Source organism: Clostridium lundense DSM 17049 (assembly GCF_000619945.1).
GTDB classification, from domain to species: domain Bacteria; phylum Bacillota; class Clostridia; order Clostridiales; family Clostridiaceae; genus Clostridium_AO; species Clostridium_AO lundense.
The window spans coordinates 70421-89294 of record NZ_JHVC01000007.1 but is presented as its reverse complement, the minus strand read 5'-3'; the positions used below and the strand labels follow the sequence as shown (position 1 = coordinate 89294).

The 18874-nt window shown below is 29.8% G+C and carries 16 protein-coding genes; 2 read left to right on the top strand and 14 right to left on the bottom strand.

Translation table 11 applies throughout. The annotated features are described in order from the left end of the window. Positions 1-9: 9 nt before the first annotated feature. The 3 genes from T514_RS0109215 to T514_RS25670 form a co-directional block, all read right to left on the bottom strand. Positions 10-1080 carry a suppressor of fused domain protein gene (locus T514_RS0109215; protein ID WP_027624512.1) on the bottom strand — a complete coding sequence of 357 codons (1071 nt, stop codon included), beginning with the start codon at positions 1078-1080 and terminating at the stop codon, positions 10-12. A gap of 82 nt (positions 1081-1162) precedes the next feature. Further along, on the bottom strand, positions 1163-2458 hold the full coding sequence (locus tag T514_RS0109210) for a DUF4272 domain-containing protein (protein WP_034868688.1): 1296 nt from the start codon (positions 2456-2458) through the stop codon (positions 1163-1165). A 19-nt stretch (positions 2459-2477) separates the two neighbouring features. Beyond that, positions 2478-3860, bottom strand: a complete 1383-nt coding sequence (locus T514_RS25670; protein WP_051541976.1) for a hypothetical protein — start codon at positions 3858-3860, stop codon at positions 2478-2480. A 475-nt stretch (positions 3861-4335) separates the two neighbouring features. Here T514_RS25670 and T514_RS0109200 point away from each other — a divergent pair, with 475 nt between their 5' ends. Together T514_RS0109200 and T514_RS26940 are read left to right on the top strand one after the other, a co-directional pair. Then, positions 4336-5817, top strand: coding sequence for an ISLre2 family transposase (locus tag T514_RS0109200; RefSeq protein ID WP_027624509.1), 1482 nt, complete (start codon positions 4336-4338; stop codon positions 5815-5817). A gap of 299 nt (positions 5818-6116) precedes the next feature. Beyond that, positions 6117-6257, top strand: a complete 141-nt coding sequence (locus tag T514_RS26940) for a hypothetical protein (RefSeq protein ID WP_169735814.1) — start codon at positions 6117-6119, stop codon at positions 6255-6257. Between the two features lie 97 nt (positions 6258-6354). Here the strand turns inward: T514_RS26940 and ltrA are convergent, their stop codons facing one another. The 11 genes from ltrA to T514_RS0109130 form a co-directional block, all read right to left on the bottom strand. Further along, on the bottom strand, positions 6355-7644 hold the full coding sequence (gene ltrA / locus T514_RS0109185; RefSeq protein ID WP_027624507.1) for a group II intron reverse transcriptase/maturase: 1290 nt from the start codon (positions 7642-7644) through the stop codon (positions 6355-6357). Between the two features lie 782 nt (positions 7645-8426). Continuing rightward, a complete protein-coding gene (locus T514_RS25665) occupies positions 8427-8825 on the bottom strand; it encodes a DUF3592 domain-containing protein (protein WP_156939861.1) in 399 nt (132 codons plus the stop codon). 13 nt (positions 8826-8838) lie between these two features. Next, entirely contained in the window at positions 8839-9495 is a 657-nt protein-coding gene (locus T514_RS0109170) for an ABC-2 transporter permease (RefSeq protein ID WP_027624505.1), read from the bottom strand. Positions 9496-9500: 5 nt separating this feature from the next. Then, entirely contained in the window at positions 9501-10352 is an 852-nt protein-coding gene (locus T514_RS0109165; protein WP_027624504.1) for an ABC transporter ATP-binding protein, read from the bottom strand. 3 nt (positions 10353-10355) lie between these two features. Beyond that, a complete protein-coding gene (locus T514_RS0109160) occupies positions 10356-10730 on the bottom strand; it encodes a GntR family transcriptional regulator (protein ID WP_027624503.1) in 375 nt (124 codons plus the stop codon). Positions 10731-10968: 238 nt separating this feature from the next. Next, entirely contained in the window at positions 10969-11622 is a 654-nt protein-coding gene (locus T514_RS0109155; RefSeq protein WP_027624502.1) for a hypothetical protein, read from the bottom strand. Between the two features lie 133 nt (positions 11623-11755). Beyond that, positions 11756-11914 (bottom strand): hypothetical protein, encoded by a 159-nt coding sequence (locus T514_RS26565; protein WP_156939859.1) that lies wholly within the window; start codon positions 11912-11914, stop codon positions 11756-11758. A 44-nt stretch (positions 11915-11958) separates the two neighbouring features. Continuing rightward, the gene (locus T514_RS0109145) at positions 11959-12300 is read right to left on the bottom strand and encodes a hypothetical protein (RefSeq protein ID WP_027624501.1); all 342 of its coding nucleotides are present in this window, start codon (positions 12298-12300) and stop codon (positions 11959-11961) included. Between the two features lie 388 nt (positions 12301-12688). Next, positions 12689-12964, bottom strand: a complete 276-nt coding sequence (locus T514_RS0109140; protein WP_027624500.1) for a hypothetical protein — start codon at positions 12962-12964, stop codon at positions 12689-12691. Between the two features lie 366 nt (positions 12965-13330). Then, complete coding sequence (locus T514_RS0109135; RefSeq protein ID WP_051541974.1) at positions 13331-15097, bottom strand: diadenylate cyclase; 1767 nt, start codon at positions 15095-15097, stop codon at positions 13331-13333. 571 nt (positions 15098-15668) lie between these two features. Continuing rightward, positions 15669-18872: a tetratricopeptide repeat protein gene (locus tag T514_RS0109130; RefSeq protein ID WP_027624498.1), complete on the bottom strand. Its 3204-nt coding sequence runs from the start codon at positions 18870-18872 to the stop codon at positions 15669-15671. Positions 18873-18874: the final 2 nt, after the last annotated feature.

Here is an 18874-nt window from a genome sequence, read left to right as displayed (position 1 = left end):
AAATTAATTTCAACCAATAACTTGTACTATATTTCCATCTTGATCTCTTATTTCTGTTTTTTCTATTTTAAACTTCACCTTTTTCATTGTGTTTAAAGTAAAATTTTTTTCCTTGGGAATTAATTGTAAAGCTATTTCAAGTGCTGTTTCTTCACTTATCATAAGTTCTAAATTGTTTTCGTTAACTTTCACTGATGGTTCTTTGGAATAATTAATAATTATATTGCTTTCTTTACCAATAAGAGTTAACTCTCTCTCCTTTAAAATGCGACCCTTTAAAACTTTTCCTATAGTTTCAGCTTGATGTGCACCTATAGTGATTTCATAGCTTTTACCTGTAAATAGTCCTTTGCTCTCTTTCCAAGAAAGCTTATCATTAAATAAAGTTCCTGTGCTTGATCCGTCTTTTTCAGCACCTTTTCCTATTAATGTTTTTATTTCTTCATTATTTAATAAAGATGCCCTATTTAAATCAGTTATGTATAGAGGCATATATTGAGAAAATACATTTAAAACTTCAGTACTATTCCAACACTTTATTGCATCTTCTTCATCTACAGTTATTCCTACTATTTGTAAAAATTCAACTCTTCCATTTTGTGTATCTATAGCTGACAATTCTGGATCTTCTACAAAAGCTATAGAACCTATTAATGAGTCTGTTCCAGCTGCAATTGGTCCATTGGCATTTAGATAGTGTCCTGCTGCAAAATAGTTTCCTGTTGAAAACACATATCTTGCAATATTTTGAAGAAAATTCAATGCCCATTTTGGCGGTTCAGTATCTGAAGCTTCTTTCTGTAATCTAAAAGTAAGTTCAAATCCGTATCCACTATAATCTGCGTCTTTCCATTCTTTTTCATAAAGCTCTGAAAATCCATATGTAACAAAATGCCAATGTGGAATAGGATCCTTCCTTTCATAAACACTTATTCCTTCTAAAGGGTCGTTCCCTCCTAAGAAATAAGGTATCATTGTACCATAATGTTTAGGCTCTTGATTTTCATATATTTTTTCCAATGCATCATCAATTGCTTGCCACCCTATAGCTTGTACTTCTTCATTATCTTTTTTGCACATGAAATACCTCCTACGTATATCAAAATTAATTCATCATTTACGCTAATCCATTAACTCTGTTTATCTTTGAACAAATTGGATTTTAAGTATCTGTACCAACTTCATCCCATTCTGCTGAATTTTCATATCCAATTAACCAGTTTAATGATTTATGTCGTTCCATTACTACTCCATTATCCATACCTGCAGGTGCTGGAAGATTATGAAATCTAGTATCAACACAAGCCCAGTCTAAACAGAAAATCAGATCACACTCATCTAATAAAATTTCTTTTGTCTTAGGCTTTGATTTTTGTAAAATTTCTTCAATTGTATTACAGTTCTTTAATAATCTTACTGTTAGCGGAACATCACAAATATGGTCTGGAAAATCTAATTCATCAACTAATCCTAATGCCCATTCCATAACAAATAAATTTTCATATTTCCATGAATATGCAATCTGCTCTTCTTGTGTAGAATTCTCATTATGAAGATATGCCTTTTCTGCTGGTGACAAGAATTTTTCTGCATCAAATCTTTCTATAAATTCACTGACAAATCCATATGCCTCTTTTACATTCATCTTCTCACCTAACAAGCATTCTGAATATAGTGATACAATCATCAAAGCCACTGCTCTCTCTGCAATTTCTTTTGGCAACCGACATTTAGACTCTTTCACTGTTTCAATTAATGGATACCACACAGGAACATATATAAATTTTTCTTCTATAATTTTACGACTTTTTAGCCTACGATTAATTTGTTCTTCCTCAAGCTGTCCATCTTCTGCTTTCATAGAAAAAGTCTGTTCTGGCAAATAACTTATCAAGCTACTATTACCACCATCAGAAAGAATAAGTTCCATAGCTCTATCTTTACCCTTACAGTACAATCCATCTTCTTTTCCTGTCAATAAGATAACACCTTGTAGTTCTGGCAATGTACGAACAAACATTTCTTCAATCATAAACTGTTTATTAACTCCATCCTCAGGGATAAAAGAATACTCTATGTTAACAAATCCACATGTTTGTTGAAGTTTATATAAAAGATTGGTTTTTATATCTATGTGTTCTGTCTTTACTTCATAGAAATGTCCATATGTTCGCTGAACCTGATCCTTAATGAAAGCTTGTATTTCCTCATCCATACTTGTAGCAAATGCAGTAATATAAACTTCTATATCTCTATTATGTAGTTCTATAGTATTTCCATTCCCACTAGGACTAATATTGAATGTATCACAAATGACATTCATGATTCTATCCAAATCTCTCTCAGCACATAAAATATACGCTTTACCAGAGTATGGCTCTTCTTTTTCTATATTATTGTCTTCCTGAAATATTTCCTTTTGTTTCTTTTTGTTTTTAAATATATCTAAGATTCCCATTTTATCCTCCTTTATAAAATTATAATCTATTAATAAATTCTTCTATTTCATGGAAATTTTTTCGAAATAATGAACCACATGCAACATTATAGAAACCATCATTTTTAATTAACGCTATAATATCTGTTTCATTATTACCATAAAATTCAACAGACATCCATGTATTCATAGAAATATGTTTATTTTTAAAGTTATTTCTTATTTTATCAGCACCATCTTCTTCTATTTCATACATTTCTTCAGATGTATAAGGAAGACCTAGTGATCCCTGCATATATGCCATAGCTATAAAAAATTCTGTTAAAGTTTCACTTTCTTTTACCCATTCTTTATCTTCATCATATGCCATATAAACAGGAGGATTATCAATAGTTAAATCCTCATACTTTATTCCCCATACACATGCTCTCTGATTTTCCTCATAAAATACAAGATATCCATTATCACATATATACAGCTCATCAGGACTTATAAGCTTGTCCTGAGTTAAATTCAATTTTTCATTTTCTCCAAGTTCTAAATAATAATCAACAAGAACTTTAGGAATATTCTCAAACTCATCTTTTATATTTTCAATATCATATGGTGAACAGCCGCATCTATGGAACTTATCTATACCAAATAATTTTTTTATTTCATAGAAGTTAGTATTATCTGGACTTAAAGGCTTTAAGCTTTCTTCCTTATTTTTTGCTAATATTTCTATAAGCTCATCTATAGAATCTGCAAGAACTCCATTTGGATCTTCTTCAAGATTGCCAAAGCAACCATATTCTGTATCAAGCCATTCAACTTTTCCTGTATCATTATTAAATAAGATAAGCATTTGTCCCCTAGAATCCTCTAACTCTCCTATCCATATTCTAGACCCAAAGTCATTTCCACCTGTCCAATCCTCTAATTTTGCTTCTATAAATTCTTCAAAGTTATCTTTATTATCTACTCCAAAAAGTTCAACATCAACATCCCCTAAAAACCATTGTCCCCATTTTTCAGTTGCTTTTATTTGATATGAATGAAGAACTCCTCTTAGTTTACGTAAATCAGTTTTTTTATAAAATTCTTTTAAATTATTATGTAATTCAAACTGAATTAATTCTTCACTTCTTGAAAAATCAATATTTTCATTATAATATCTATTCTCAAAGTACTCTTTTGCCTCTAGTGAAAAAGGACTCTGACTTTTCCACACAAAACTAATTTCATCTTCATCCATACCTTCTACAATTATTTCATACATTTGAGAATCTACACATATACTTACTTTTTCATTATTGCTTTCAATATCTTCTCTATATTTATAGAATTCATCATTTGATACTATAGTTCCTAATTGAATATGTCCATAATCAACTAAATCTTCAATTTTACCAACTAATATTTCTTTATAATACAAATTCATATACTTTACCTCCATCTCCAAACATAAGTTCAAAATCATCTATTGTTGCTGTTTCTAACTAAAACAGTATGATGAATTATAGAATATTTATCCCGCAATCTCTGCAGAAGTAATATCCCCATTAATATTTCCACTAACAATAATAGAATGTCACTAGAACATATCTCCTCCTGCTGATTAGTATATATTCCAATAATTTCATACATAGTTTACAATATTAATTATTATCGGTTAATTATAACATATCATTAGGGGAAATTATGGTAAGATCATATAAATAAAACACTACAAAATTCATTGTTGAATAATGCAGTGTTTTATAGTTTCCAATAACTTAGAGTATAATTTTAGTAGGCAAAAATAGTAGTAATTACTGCTTAGAAAAATTAAAAGGAGATACAAAAAGTATCTCCCATGTACATAATATATCCATTATAATGTAAGTTGCTGAGACTATACAGAAATGGGTAGTATTATGTACAATACAAGTTTAAATGATAAAGACATAACTTTCAATGATTTAGAGAAAAAAATATATAAATATGCATGTGATGAAGCAAGTAGGTTCATGAGAGAGGTGCTAACGCACCTAGGCCGAAGGTTGATGGATGAAAGAGATACCAAGGTTTATAGAAGCAAAGGTTTAAGACATACGTGTATAAAAACTATTATGGGAAATGTAGAGTTTGATAGACGTATATATGAGTATAAAACTGATGAAGGAAAAATAGCTAGAAAATATCTTTTGGATGAGTATTTACAAATGGATACTATAGGTCATATTTCTAGCACTTTAGTAGAAAAAATAGTAGATAACATAGCTAACGTATCTTATAGAAACACTTCAAATAATATTAAAGAATTAACAAACCAAGAAATCAGCCATACGGCAGTATGGAATGTAGTACAAAAATTAGGTTGTAAAATAGAAGAAAAAGAAGATAGAAAAATACTGCTAAATAAAAAGGGCCAGTTAAATGGAACAAAAGAAGTTAATGTTTTGTTTCAAGAAATGGATGGTATTTGGTTAAGTATACAAGGAAAAGATAGACCTAAAAGGAGAAAATCTAAGAAGAAAGAACTTAAACTTGGAATAACTTATGAGGGCTGGAAGAAGAGAAATGGAAGCAAAGATGCTTATGTAGTTGAAAATAAAATAGCTTGTGCAAGTTTTAGTAATAGTAAAAAGTTCAAAGAATTAAGTGATGCTACTATTGCAGAAAATTATAATACAGATGAAATAGAAATAAGAATTTTAAATGGAGATGGTGCACCGTGGATAAAACAAAGTGTAGAGGAAGAAGGAGTATATTATCAACTAGATCCATTTCATAAGAGTCAAGCAGTATTAAGAGCTGTACAAGATAAAAAGGAAGCTCATAAGTTAATAAAGATGTTAAGTGAAGGAAAAGTAGAAGAAAGCTTTGAATATGTAACAAATTTAATGGTTAAGTACACTGAAGATGAAAATAAGTTTAAAAAGTTAGAAAAATTATATACATATCTTTTTGAGAATAAAATTGGATTAAGGCCATATCACTTAAGAGAAGAAATACAAATGCCAAAAGCTCCAGAAGGTCTAGAGTACAGAAATCTAGGTACAATGGAGCATAATATCTGCGATATACTAGCTCAAAGAATGAAAGGAAGAAAAATGAGTTGGTCTATTAGTGGTGCCAATAATTTGGCTAAAATATTAGCTGAAAAAGCAAGTAAGCGAATATATGATGTGATAAATGAAGTGTGTTCAGGAATTGTTTCAGAGGATAAACTAGAAACAATAACAGAGATGATTACACTAACAGCAGCTGATGTAAATAAGAAAGTAAAGAAAAGTAAGTATTATACTGTACAACAAGCAAGTGTACCATTTACAGGCTGCGCCATGACTAATGGTAGAAAAGCCATACAGAGTTTTTTTCAACAAAGAAATTTTAGTGAACTTATTTATAGATAACTTTAAAATTTTGTATAAATAGTTAACGGGATAAGTACGCCCTTTCGGGCTGCGGGCGAAGCCCTTTGGGAATGAAAAGTTTAACTTAATTTATAATGGATAAATTTAAAAGTAAAATTGCCCACAAGAACTTGACACAAACTTCCAATAAATACCCCTATATACCTTTTCATAATTATGGTACAATATCCAAGTATAATTTGTTGCCGTAGAAGGATGGCTACGGAGGTTTTGAACATTTTATCCTCCTTGGGCTATTGGTGAACTATTTCACTATAGCTAAGGGGGTGGTATTGGATATGTTTGATACTTTTATAAAGTGTGCATCAATTGTTTATGTTATTAAATTAGTCTTAAAACATAATCTTTTTGTAAATCACTTAAAAATTAAGATTAAGTTTCTTGGTATTGATATAGAAGTTAGAAGCAAAGTAGAGTAGGTTAAAGGGCTTTCACCCTTCTTCCCCTCATCAAACCGTGCATGCGATTTTCCCGCACACGGCTTTCCGATATTCTTCTTCCTAGCGCATTCATCATTCAAGTAGCCAGTCTAACAATCCCAAGTTTATCTATTAACTGTCTTGTTTGTTCCATACCTGAGAATTTATTTCTTTTCCTTCTTTTATTATTTATCCAGATGTTAAACCTTATAGTAACATACCAATCTATTTTAGCCAGCCATTTATACGCATATCTATTTCCATAGTAATTCTTAAAATCACTAAGTTTCCTGTTTAAAACCTTTATTCTATTTGGAATGTCATCATTACAGGTACTTTTTAGTAGTGTCTGTTTAATCTTTTCTTTCATACTTTTCATTGATTTATTGGAAGGATAATTTGTTATTACCAAAACGCTTCTACAATCCTTGGTTTTCTGCTTGATTTTCTTATTATGAAATCCTAAGAAATCAAAGCCTTCTTTGCCGTCCCATAAATCTATGATTCGTGTTTTCTCAGGGTGTATGGTAAGTTCAAGTTTCTCCATTATTTTAGTTACTATAGCTTTTGCTATCTTAACATCTGTCCAATTCTTACATATGATAACAAAATCGTCTGCATATCTAACTAAAGTCCCCAATTTAAAATAATACCTTTCCCAAATAGTATCAAAGTAATTAAGATATATGTTGGAAAGAAGCGGACTAATAACTCCTCCTTGCGGAGAACCTATTGTTGATTTGATATTATTACCATTCTCTATTACTCCAGCATTTAGCCATTTTCTTATTAATTTAAGAATACGTCTATCACTTATTCTCTGCTCTACCAATATCATAAGCTTATCATGACTTATATTGTCAAAATAAGACTTGATATCTGCATCTAAGACCTTATATCCATTACTCTTACAGCATTGATTAATCTTATCTATAGCATGAAGTGAACTTCTTTTAGGTCTGAAGCCATACGAGCATTCTTTAAAATTCGCCTCAAATATTGGTTCAATAACTATCTTTGTAGCCATTTGAACTACTCTGTCTTTAATAATTGGAATTCCTAATGGGCGTTTCCTTCCATCTTTCTTAGGTATGTATACTCTTTTGACAGGTAATGGTATATACTTGTTTTCCATTAATTCTGTTTGTAGCTCCTTTAAGAATTTATCCTCTCCATAGTCTATAATATCCTTGATAAAAACATTATCTACACCTGCTACGCCTTTATTTTGTTTAACTAAAAGCCAAGCCTTATACAGGATATCTTTTCGGTAAACTTTATCATACATAGCATGAAACCGTCTTTTCTTGTTTGATTTGGCACTTAGGTATAATTTTCTTTGAAGTTGTCGAACTTTATCTATGGTGTTGTTAGCTTTCGCATTCACTCGCTCTTACCTCCTTAGAAAATATGAATAAAGCAAAGCTCCTTCCCTAAACATAGTTATGTTGTCTATATTATCATAGGTACTATGAGCTCCTCCGACTCCTTCTTTGCAGAATATCAATTTCGCTGTTATGCTTATATGAATTCTCTTTATGAGTAAACCATGCAAAGGAAGGTCTCTCCAGTTCCGAACTATACTATAAATACATGTCGCCTCCCTTATACCGGAGAATTCTTCGGTGCTGCAATTCAAGTTCTTCGCACCTTCTATAGCCTTAGCCCATTTTCCCAAAGCTCGGCATTCTCTTTGTCCTCTTTCGAGGTGGCGCTTACGATACGGCAGAGTTCATTTTATATTACGACCTGTATTCTTGTTAGCACTCTTACGAGTTACATTATCCTCACGCTTCATACCCAGTATTTCTACTACGCATGATGGTTAACTACAAGGCTCCTTGACGATTACCTTGACTGGACTTTCACCAGCAAGCATAGTTCAGCTTTGCTGGACGCACGAAAAAAGCACTCCATCCCAGCAAGAATAGTTGTGCTTTTTTCTAATACAAATAAATTAAATCCAATAGCCCTAAAACAAAATAAATGTTCTAAGACTCAGCTTAGTGTTACCAGCACTAAGCTTTTCTTATTTATATTATATCAAAATCTATATAAAAATAAACATTTATTTTTATAATTTATTTAGTTTATGGTAATGCTTTTAAACAAATTATACTGTATAAATTTATAATCAATTTTTCAAAGATAATTCTCAATAGCTTCCATTTAGTTACTACCCCTAAGATAAAATGTAATTGCCATACACACAATCCCAATAATAAAAAATATACCTGCTTTTTTCAAACTTGCTGTGAACAGATCACTAGGATTATCTTTATAGTAAGCAATTCTTATTTCGTCCCCTACACAGGCATTCATTGAAACTTGAATTCTACTTGAAGATACATAATCTTTTTCACCTACTCTAAATCTTACAATAGCCCATCTAGAATTATTTTTCTTCATTGCTTCTGGTACAACGGTGTTTGTATCAATGATTGTTGCTGTTGTGTAGCTTATTAGTTTCTTATTCATCATAAGACTAATATACTGATATGCAGAATATATCAAAGAAAATGTTGCTGCAACTCCAAAAAGGAAAATAGCTTGTGCACTCTCTTTCACTATAATCACCGTCCTAATACTCTTTGTTTTTAATAATATTATTTGATGCTATAGTTCCAAGGCTAATGGATGCACATATCATCAATAAGGATAAACCCGCAACCATACCGGTAGAACTATTTTGAATATTAGCTATTACTGCCATGCCATTCCCTAAATAGTTCATAATTAGTGGTATAACAAATGGAGATATGAACATTATTCCTGTACTAATTAATTGCAACTTAACATAACCAAACTTAAATGTCATAGGAATATAAATTCCAAAAAATATTTCTATTAATCCAAAAACCAACAATATGTTTTTTATATCTACCTTACCTACATGAGTCACTGGTACCTGGGATAATATTAAAAATAAAGCTGTAGTTACTATAAAGGCAAATGTAACAACAATGTATTTTGCTATAACAACTTTTTTGCTTTGTATAGATGTTATTCTTAGATAAATTTCACCTTTTTGCTTCATTTCCTCCATAGACACTGAATGGTATACCATAAATGTTATCATCAATACCAATATGCTATAAAGAATATTTCCGCTGTTTTGAAATACAGGAGTTCTATAGGAAATGAATATGGGTGCTATCATAGTAAACACCAAAATAGTTAGTAAATACTTCTTTATTAGTAAAAAATCCTTCTTGAATAAATTGTAAATTACCTTCATATTTATCACTCCCCTACCATTGTCAAAAATATATCCTCTAAATTTGCTTTTTCCATAATAATATTGGAATTTAGTGATTGTATTTTATCAAACTCTCTTGTAATACCTGTGAAGCCATACCTTGATTGATCAAGTATTTTAAAAGGAACTTCCTTTATTTTTTCTAGATCATCTAGTGAGCCTTTTATTAAACGATGGGATTCTATTAAATCATCTTTTCCTACTTGCTCTACAATCTTTCCCTTATCAATAATTATAATTTCGTCAGCGCATCGTTCTAAATCACTAGTAATATGTGTTGAGAAAAAAACACTTCTTCCTTCTTCTTGTACAAATTCATTTAATATATCCATTAATTCTTTTCGTATTTCTGGATCAAGTCCAGAAGTTGGTTCATCCATAATAAGAAAATCAGCACCATGAGATAAAGCTATTGCCAAAGAATATTTAAGCTTCATTCCTTTTGATAAAGTTGATATGGACTGCTTTGGATTTAATCTAAATTTTTTTAAGTATTCTTCATACGTTTCTTCGTCCCAAACACTATAACAAGCAGCAATTACATTTTTCATTTCATTTAAAGTTAGATTTTCATAAAAAAATCCGTCATCTAAAACAACGCCTATTTTATTCTTTATAGAGGAATCATCATCTCCATATTTGTTTGAAAAAAATGTGATTTCTCCACTATCTTTTTTCAATAACCCTAATAAAATCTTTATTAATGTGGTTTTCCCTGCACCATTTTTCCCAAGAAATCCTGTGATGCAGTTTTCTTGAATATTAAAAGATATATTGTTTAGTCCAAAATCTTCAAATTTCTTTGAAACATTGCATACATTTAATACATCACTCATGACTTATACCTCCTCATATATAATATCCATCATATCCATAAGCTCTTTTTTACTTATTCCCATACTTTTTGCTGTGGACACCATGTCAAACATTTTATCCTCCACCATTAATCTTTTTGTATCTTTCATTAGATCTGTGTTTCCAGCTAATACAAAAGTCCCTTTACCTGCTTGACTTTTAACAAACCCCTCTTTTTCCAATTCATCATATACTCTACGAATTGTTAGCACACTTACTCTAAGATCCGTTGAAAAATTACGAATAGATGGTAATAACTCTCCATTTTTTAGTTCACCTTTTAATATTGATGATTTTATTTGATCTTTAATTTGTTGATATAAAGGTTTTTCCGAAGTATTTGAAAGAACAATATTCAACTTATCACCCCTAACTGTGTATGTGTATACATCACATTATATACATTAAGCACACTTATGTCAATAAAAAAAGCCCGAGAATACTCGAGCTAGGTAAAATAGTAAAAAAGCAGCAGTACCTGTTTGTAATTGGATGCTGCTGTTTTTTTGATTTATCAAGTTTGTGTAATAAATATATTTATAAGTAATGAATTATAAATTATATTATTAATATGGGCATACTGTAAACAGAAACTTTCTATACTAATTTAAAGTGTTTAATAATTTGATTATATCTATCCTCTAAATTGCTATTTTCTTCTCTAATGAAACATTTAAACCCACTATCCAAAAACTCATTATAATGTTCTAAACTATTTACTTTTTCAATACATTTTTTAAAATTCTCTAAAGTAATCTCAGGATTTTCTGTTTTCATTATTTGCTCAAGGATAAATAATTTGTCTGGATCTTTTCTATTAAAAAATTCATCTACAGACATACACTGTGGTGATAATAAGATGGCCACATGATTATAATCTGATATTTTACGCAAAATATCCACTGGAATATTAGTATCAACAATAACCTTTTGACTTTTTGATAATTCTATTAAATCTTCAATTTCAAAGGGAGTAATTTCAACTTGTCCACCTGTAATCCATGCATCATATTCTTCTGGCGTTCGAGATACATACTCATTCCAACTTTTCATAGTTTTAAAATAGCATAAATTAGGACATTCTTTAGGGTTTACTTTTGTTAGAACTTTATCAAGATTGTAATTTTCACCACAAAAATAAAGACCTAACCTATCTGATATCATTTTTACAACAGTTGATTTTCCAGCATAGGCAGTACCGTTGATAAAATAAACATTATTTAATTTATGTTTTATTTCTTCATAATTCATAAATTTTTCTCCCATTCAAATTACTATTTATTTAGTTGTTTACATCATTCATATGCCATATTTTAAACATTAGTTTAAAACATTCAAAATATTATAAAAAAACATGTTATTTCTTCTGGACTTGACCCAAAATCTATATCAGCTCACAAATTTCGTCGGGCAACCGTTTATGGGGAATAACACTCTCAGCCTGGTCTTTTCCTTGTCCAACTGTTGTAGAAACATAAATCAAGTGTGCATCTTTAGAAATGTTATTAACTATCTCACTTACACCTATTATCAATAATCTCATAAATATTTCTCCTTTTTAAAATGTTGTGTATTAACTATAGTATTCTATCCAGCAATTTTATCATCAAAACAATTCAAATCATTGTCATAAAAAGCGGTATATTCCGCACAATAGCTACCCTCATTGTCATAAATTCTAATCCAAACTGAAATATAATCAAGAGGTGGCTCATAAGAATAGCTTTTACTAAAGGATACACCCTCATTTTCAAAGGTATAGGTATTTATTACAGTGTCAAAATCTGCCCACATATCCTCTAAAAAATGTTCCTTATCGTCCTCGTACCAGCTTTTTAGACATTGAGTCATGTTCTCTCTTGTTTTATCAAGCAACTTGTTTTCTACAATAAAATCTTCAAATTGGTTCGTATCAATTGGAATTTTCATATCATCATCTCCCATATAGCTTATATAAATAATCTTTACTGCATATAAATTTACAAATCCGTACTAACTCAATACATCTAGTATATATTTATTGGAACATAAATATCAATAAAAAGAAAGTCTGCGTCAAGAGTCAACACAAACTACTAGTAATTAATTGTAGAAATAGTTCTGCTTATAGTTGCTAACTACCTATTATTAGCCAAATGGGTATATATAAAACACGTTCAATTTTATGGATAATCGGAAGTTGTACTTTTAATAAAACTTTGTATAACTATTTGTATCTGCAACGCTCTAAACCAGACCTGTAGTGTTTAAATATTTTATAATAATTTTTAGATATTGCTTTCTTTCACAATCAAACTGCAAGATTTTACAAGTTTAATTATTGCTGATAAAACAATGAAAATACAAAAACACCATAAATTAAATCTTGGATCATAAAATAAAAAACATCATTAACTTGATTAAGTATATCTTGCTCTGAAAGAAAAACCACTACTATAAGTATAAAAACTAATAAAGAAATTAATATTCCTACTGTTAATTCTTTAAGAAGAATTTTATTATTTATTTTTATAAACATTATAGTTAATATTAACGTTACAGATGATAAAATGAAAGGCAAAGAATTTATGAGCATTGCAGCATAATTATTCAAATATTTATATTCATTACACCATTCATATTCTATAAATGGTATAGATGAGTTGAAAACAAATGGTACTACTACCCATAAAAACAGAAATAATAGTATTACTATAGTTTTTAAAGTTCCAGTTTCATCTTACCCTCCAATATTCTCATCATTAAAAAATACTCAAAAGAATCTACTTATGGTTGCACAGTACACTAATAATCTTTTGTAAAACGTTCCTGCCATTCACGACGTGCTCTACTGCTTCTTATAACTATGTTTGATATTTCCAGTAACCACCCTAAATCAGCCCCTTTTCGTAACAAGGGGCATGTTCGGGAATGAACATGTTTACTGTTGCTAAAATTGATTACATTTCTATTACTCTTATCAAGATAAGTAATAACTTTCATTCATCTCAGTGTTAGATTCTAAATCACTGTATAGTATCCTTACATTACTGTTCAAATTACCAGATTCAATTTCGACTCTCAATTTATTAATCTCTTTACACTCTTCGCTAGTAAGATAAAACTCATTTGAAGTAAAGTATTTCATAAGCTGATTAAACATTTTGACGCTAGGCTCTTCACAAGTAGATAGTTCTCTAAACTTTTCGATGTTTTTCAATATATCCGAATGTTCTATTTGCGGTCTTAGGTCTGGTATCAAATTAATCATTCCATCTTCTGAGATAATGACAAGCATTGTAGGAATAGTATTTTTGATATACTCATGATACCTTATTGCTGAGTTATATCTTGCTCCCCTTGATGAATCTCCTTTATCTGTTGCGAGACCATCCAAAATGACTCCGGTTGCGTAACAGTTAGATTGAGGATCAATTAAAAGTGCACCATCTATAGCTGTCACTTGATTTATCATGTCTAATGGTAATTTTTGCGGTTCAATTTCAAAGCACTGATTTCCAAGACGTACAGATTCCTCTTTTGCTTCCTGAGAAATAACTAGCATAGTCCCATGTTTTTGTTTAGTAGCCTCAGTAACAATATCCCATAAAGAGTCAATTTGTCTTTCACTAATTCCACTAAACATTCTACTTGCATCTGAGTAGAATTTTGATCTTTTAATCACTTCTTTAGGAAGAGTTGGATTACCATACTTAACAATCATCATGGGTGAATCATTGTGTAATAGCATCCACTCGTAATGATCAATAAATCGAACTTCAAATACTGACTCTTCCACAGGATTATAAGCCCCTTTAAGCTCACCTAATCCATAAATTCTGGATGAGTCAGTTATAATAGATGCATCATCCCCTGACATTTCCAAAAACTTTCGAACTTTTCTGTGATCACTAATATTAATTGGTCTCTTAAGTTGTAATTTCATTCTTATATTTTTATGACCTTGCTTAGCTATAATGATACTGCCTACACCTTCTACGCCTTCATATCTCATTGATGCTATCTCGTTACATGTATCATATAATCCATGTACACCATGAATATTGTCACCAGCAGTTGCTGCTGTGAACATCAGTTTTCTTGCAGCGTTTCTAATTAGTTCGTCATCGCTAACAGTTATACTCTCAAACCCTCTATTTGGATCGAACAAAGCCATTGAAGCTGCATTCAAGTACTCCATACAAAGTGCTTCAAGAAGAGAAGTATAAACAAAATATCTATTACTATTGTTCTTTCTAAGTGAATAGTTACGTTCATATGCTTGTTTATCAATTTTTAAAACTACAAAAACTAAATATCCCTCTACTCTTACAGGAACAGAAATAAAGACTTTCTTTTCTGAAGAGTAGTCAGATTTTAAGATAATATTTTCAATAGCTTTTCGATAGGAATTATTACGAACTATTTTATCGTAATTTTCTTGAGCGAGTGGATCAGAATGTAACATATTTGAATTTGGATCAACTTTTCTTAACTCTTCTGCCAGTGTATTTATCTCTAAATATTGAATAACAGTGCTTTCAATCTCGCTCTCCTCATCTGAATCAATCTCGACACATACTGGAAACTTGTCGTCAGATTCTTCGTCTAGAATACCCACTAACTGTATTTCTGGTTTTAAATCCTTATCAAATCTTTCAAATAGGTACTGTGCTTTTATTTGTAAAGATATCCGCATATATGTTTGATATCCCCACATAAAATACTTAATATAATGTTTACTCATTACATCAACTCTTTCTATAGATATTAGTTACCACTTTATTACTTATCAAAAGGTTAATCTACAATTTGACATTCATCAATCATATTCTTTCAATTTTCATGACACATAACATTTAGGAGTATTTCTGAAGTTGAAGGTATTATAAACAAGCCCCTTATTCTTCTAGGGAGCTTGTTTATAAAAATAACTTTAATAATACTACTTTCCTCAATTTCAGAACGATGCCGTATTACCTCAACATTATGGAATTTCACTCCAACCTTTTCCCTTCTTAAAATAAGAATATATTTTTTATTTTACTTATTACATGAAATTCTATTAAAAAACTCAATAGAATTAATAATTCATTTACTATATTTTAACATACCATCCATTACATTGGTAGATAAACTTAAAAAAGGACTCACTTATTCCTTGGTATATTGTTACTTATAGTCTTTTAAGTTCTCAAATCATTTCAATTAATCTGCCAAATATTATATGCAATATAAATAAATATAAAACATCTATACTCTTAACTTTTAAAATAAGCAAAGAGCATCTATACTCTTTGCTTATAATCCCATTATTTCTAATCTAAATTTAATTTCCACTCATTTTGGTCTATTACATTCTTTATCCCTGTAAGTCTTTCAACAAATAATCTTGCTTCTTTTGCGAGCTCAGCACTATTTATAGGCTCTATATTATAAAATTGATGTACTACTTCTCGATAAACATTCATTAGAATCCATACAAATGCTTTATTATCAGCATTTATACTATGGTCAGCCATAACTGCATATTCATTATGTAATATCATTACAACAGGTACATCTAGTGCATTTCGCTGAAGAAATAATGCTGATACATGCTCATTAAAATATCCATCTGGTATAGATTTTACTTGTTCTTCAAATGTGTTAGAATCCATAACAAAGAACTCCATAATATTCATGCTGAATTTCATATCTTGTTGAAAGAAGAAATGAGAATTATTCAAAATAATTAACGCTAATGCAAAAGCAACTCTATATTCTGAATTAGATTTAATAGCATTTATTTGTATAACAGCACCATTGACCCAAGATACTGTAAAAACTATAGAACCATCAGAAATCTCCCTAAAATAAAACCCTTCATGCAATTGTACTATTTTTTCAGCTAAAATATCAAGTTCTTTAATATTAAGCAAATCACCAGATTGCTCTATGGCAAAAGCTAACATATTCAATAATGTACTTTTACTTATGCAGCATTCTATTAATTTATTGATAACATTTAAAAAAACTTTTTTACCTATTGTTTTATTCTTCTTACATATAATTGAAAAATCTACTATTTGAAATACTATATTTCTGGCATTGCTTGAGGCAATATAACTATTAAACATTGCTTCATATAAATCTAATATCTCACTATCTTCTATTTCTACCTCTACATTCTTTAGCTGATTAACAAATTCATCAATTGAAAAATCATCGCCATTTGCAATATTTTTTATTAACTCTATATTACTAGCAACAATATTCAAATTATTAAGTTTATAGTTAGTTTTACAACTCTTAAATAGATAATATAATGCCGTATCATAAAAGTTATCTTTTAAATAATAGTTAATTGCGGCATCAATATCATTTGAATATTCTTCCATATTGCCTAATCCTTTGTTTGCTATAGATCTCTCAATAAGTGCCTCAGCCACTCTAAAATTATCTTCAACACTTTTACTGTAATTTATCGCTTCATTAGCCTTAATGATTGCCATTTCGTATTGCTTCTGCAAATTATAGATGTTTGCTAACAATTCATTTGCTCTTCCAATTTCTCGATTATCATTTAATTCTTCAGCTATACTCAATCCCTTTAAGTACCGTTTTTCACACTCTGCAAAATTCTTTTCATCTCTATAAATGTTTCCTAGATTTATAATATTCATCGCTATCTTCTTATATAAACTCAACTTCTTACATATGCTAATTGATTCTAAACAGTAACTTTTAGCCTTATCGTAATTACCTATTCTTCTATGGCATAATGTTAGATTATTTAGTACAGCAGCTTTCAAAATTGGCATATCCATCAATTTATCATCATTAAATAGTTTTTCTAAATATTCTATAGCTAAATCTTCTTCATCAAGATTGGCTAAACAAGAGCTATAATTTAGCATACCACAACTAATACCTCGTTTATCATCTAATTTCTTAAACAATTCAATAGCTTTTCGTGAATATATAGCTCCTTGTTTATATTGATTAAAGTAAAGATATATCCTCGAAAAATTAATGTATACGAAAGCCCTTGGTATTTCTTTGTCAGGCAGACTCTCCAAAATTCTATTCATAAGCTCTAGACATTCCTCAGTGTTTCCATCTTCGGCTAAGAAACTAGCTTGAAATACTAATGACAATATATAAAACTCTTTATCTTCACACTTTTGAAAGCACTCTATTGCTTTTTCAATACAAGTGTACGCTTCTTTATTATCATTTAACTCCTTATAAACATTACTTAAATGATAATTTATAAAACCATATTCAAAACATTCTATCTCCTTATCAAATACCTCCAAGCCAGTATTCAATACTTTTGCAGAAAGTTGTATAAATCCTGTTAAATATAAGAAATTAGATGTTTCTATTAAATAATCTTTTACTTTTTCATTTTCTAGTCCTAGTAGAAGTATAGTCGCTTCTATACTATCACTATTAGCTAAACAAGCATTCCCAATTATTTGCCTATAGTAGTTTATTAGGCCTGTACCTTTTAATTGCTTAACCAAAAACTCCTTAAATGTAGGATGAAATATTTCATATGTTTGGTCATTTATCTTTAACAAAAATTCTATTCTTGAAATAGTCTCCATTAACTGCATTGGTGTATTCTGCTGCCCTATTATGTCACAATATGATTGCATTAAAATTGGAAAATTGATAGGAAACATAGTTGTGACTATGCAATTTAATAGCTCCTTTTCATTTGATGAAACAGAATTCCAAATTGATTGTTGATATTCATTAAGTCCTTTAGGTAATGGATTTATTTGATATGTAGAAAAATAATATAAGTAAAGTGGATTACCTTGAGAACATTCTACTAATTCCTGCATGCCAAACTCGTTCATATTTACTATATTATTTTTAATAAAAGATTCTATTTCTTTTTCATTAAATGGCTTAATTTTGTACGTCTTTATATTATAATTACCAAGTATGCTCACATTTCTTGAGGCAAATATAAATTTATTTCTAAATTTCTCTATACTGAGAAGGCTTTTAACAACATCGGGATTACTTTCACAGTCATCAATTAAGAATAACTTTCCACTTATTTGAAGTAAACTCTCTAATACATCAATAATATCGCTATTTTCTCCATAATTGTAATCTACTTCGATTGATTTAATTAGATACTTAATAACCCTTTCAGCTGATTTGTCTTTAATTGATATATATACAGCTTCTTTGTCTTTTGATAGTTCATTTAACAATACTGTTTTACCTATTCCTGGTTCACCATATAATATAATCTGGCACTCACTATTAATTAACTCATTTAACTCTTCGACTATTCTATCTCTAGCAACTAGCTTTCTTTGATTACAATGTTCACTTAATTGACTTAAATAATCTACTTTTTCCAATTTCTTGATTTTTAGCTCAACATCATCTAATTTAAATCTTCCATCCGCACCAGCAATCTCAATTATTGAGTTATTAAATATATATTGATTCCCAATAACATTATTTATATCTCTAGTTGTTGTTTGAGCTCCAGTGGCTTCTTTACACATAG

Excerpts from the sequence above, each read along its gene's own strand:
- T514_RS0109170 (WP_027624505.1), bottom strand. The coding sequence starts at position 9,495 with ATGAAGGTAATTTACAATTTATTCAAGAAGGATTTTTTACTAATAAAG.
- T514_RS0109165 (WP_027624504.1), bottom strand. The coding sequence starts at position 10,352 with ATGAGTGATGTATTAAATGTATGCAATGTTTCAAAGAAATTTGAAGAT.
- T514_RS0109155 (WP_027624502.1), bottom strand. The coding sequence starts at position 11,622 with ATGAATTATGAAGAAATAAAACATAAATTAAATAATGTTTATTTTATC.
- T514_RS0109145 (WP_027624501.1), bottom strand. The coding sequence starts at position 12,300 with ATGAAAATTCCAATTGATACGAACCAATTTGAAGATTTTATTGTAGAA.
- T514_RS0109130 (WP_027624498.1), bottom strand. The coding sequence starts at position 18,872 with ATGTGTAAAGAAGCCACTGGAGCTCAAACAACAACTAGAGATATAAAT.
- T514_RS0109210 (WP_034868688.1), bottom strand. The coding sequence starts at position 2,458 with ATGGGAATCTTAGATATATTTAAAAACAAAAAGAAACAAAAGGAAATA.
- T514_RS0109200 (WP_027624509.1), top strand. The coding sequence starts at position 4,336 with ATGTACAATACAAGTTTAAATGATAAAGACATAACTTTCAATGATTTA.
- T514_RS0109135 (WP_051541974.1), bottom strand. The coding sequence starts at position 15,097 with ATGAGTAAACATTATATTAAGTATTTTATGTGGGGATATCAAACATAT.
- T514_RS26565 (WP_156939859.1), bottom strand. The coding sequence starts at position 11,914 with ATGAGATTATTGATAATAGGTGTAAGTGAGATAGTTAATAACATTTCT.
- T514_RS25670 (WP_051541976.1), bottom strand. The coding sequence starts at position 3,860 with ATGAATTTGTATTATAAAGAAATATTAGTTGGTAAAATTGAAGATTTA.
- T514_RS26940 (WP_169735814.1), top strand. The coding sequence starts at position 6,117 with ATGTTTGATACTTTTATAAAGTGTGCATCAATTGTTTATGTTATTAAA.
- T514_RS0109215 (WP_027624512.1), bottom strand. The coding sequence starts at position 1,080 with ATGTGCAAAAAAGATAATGAAGAAGTACAAGCTATAGGGTGGCAAGCA.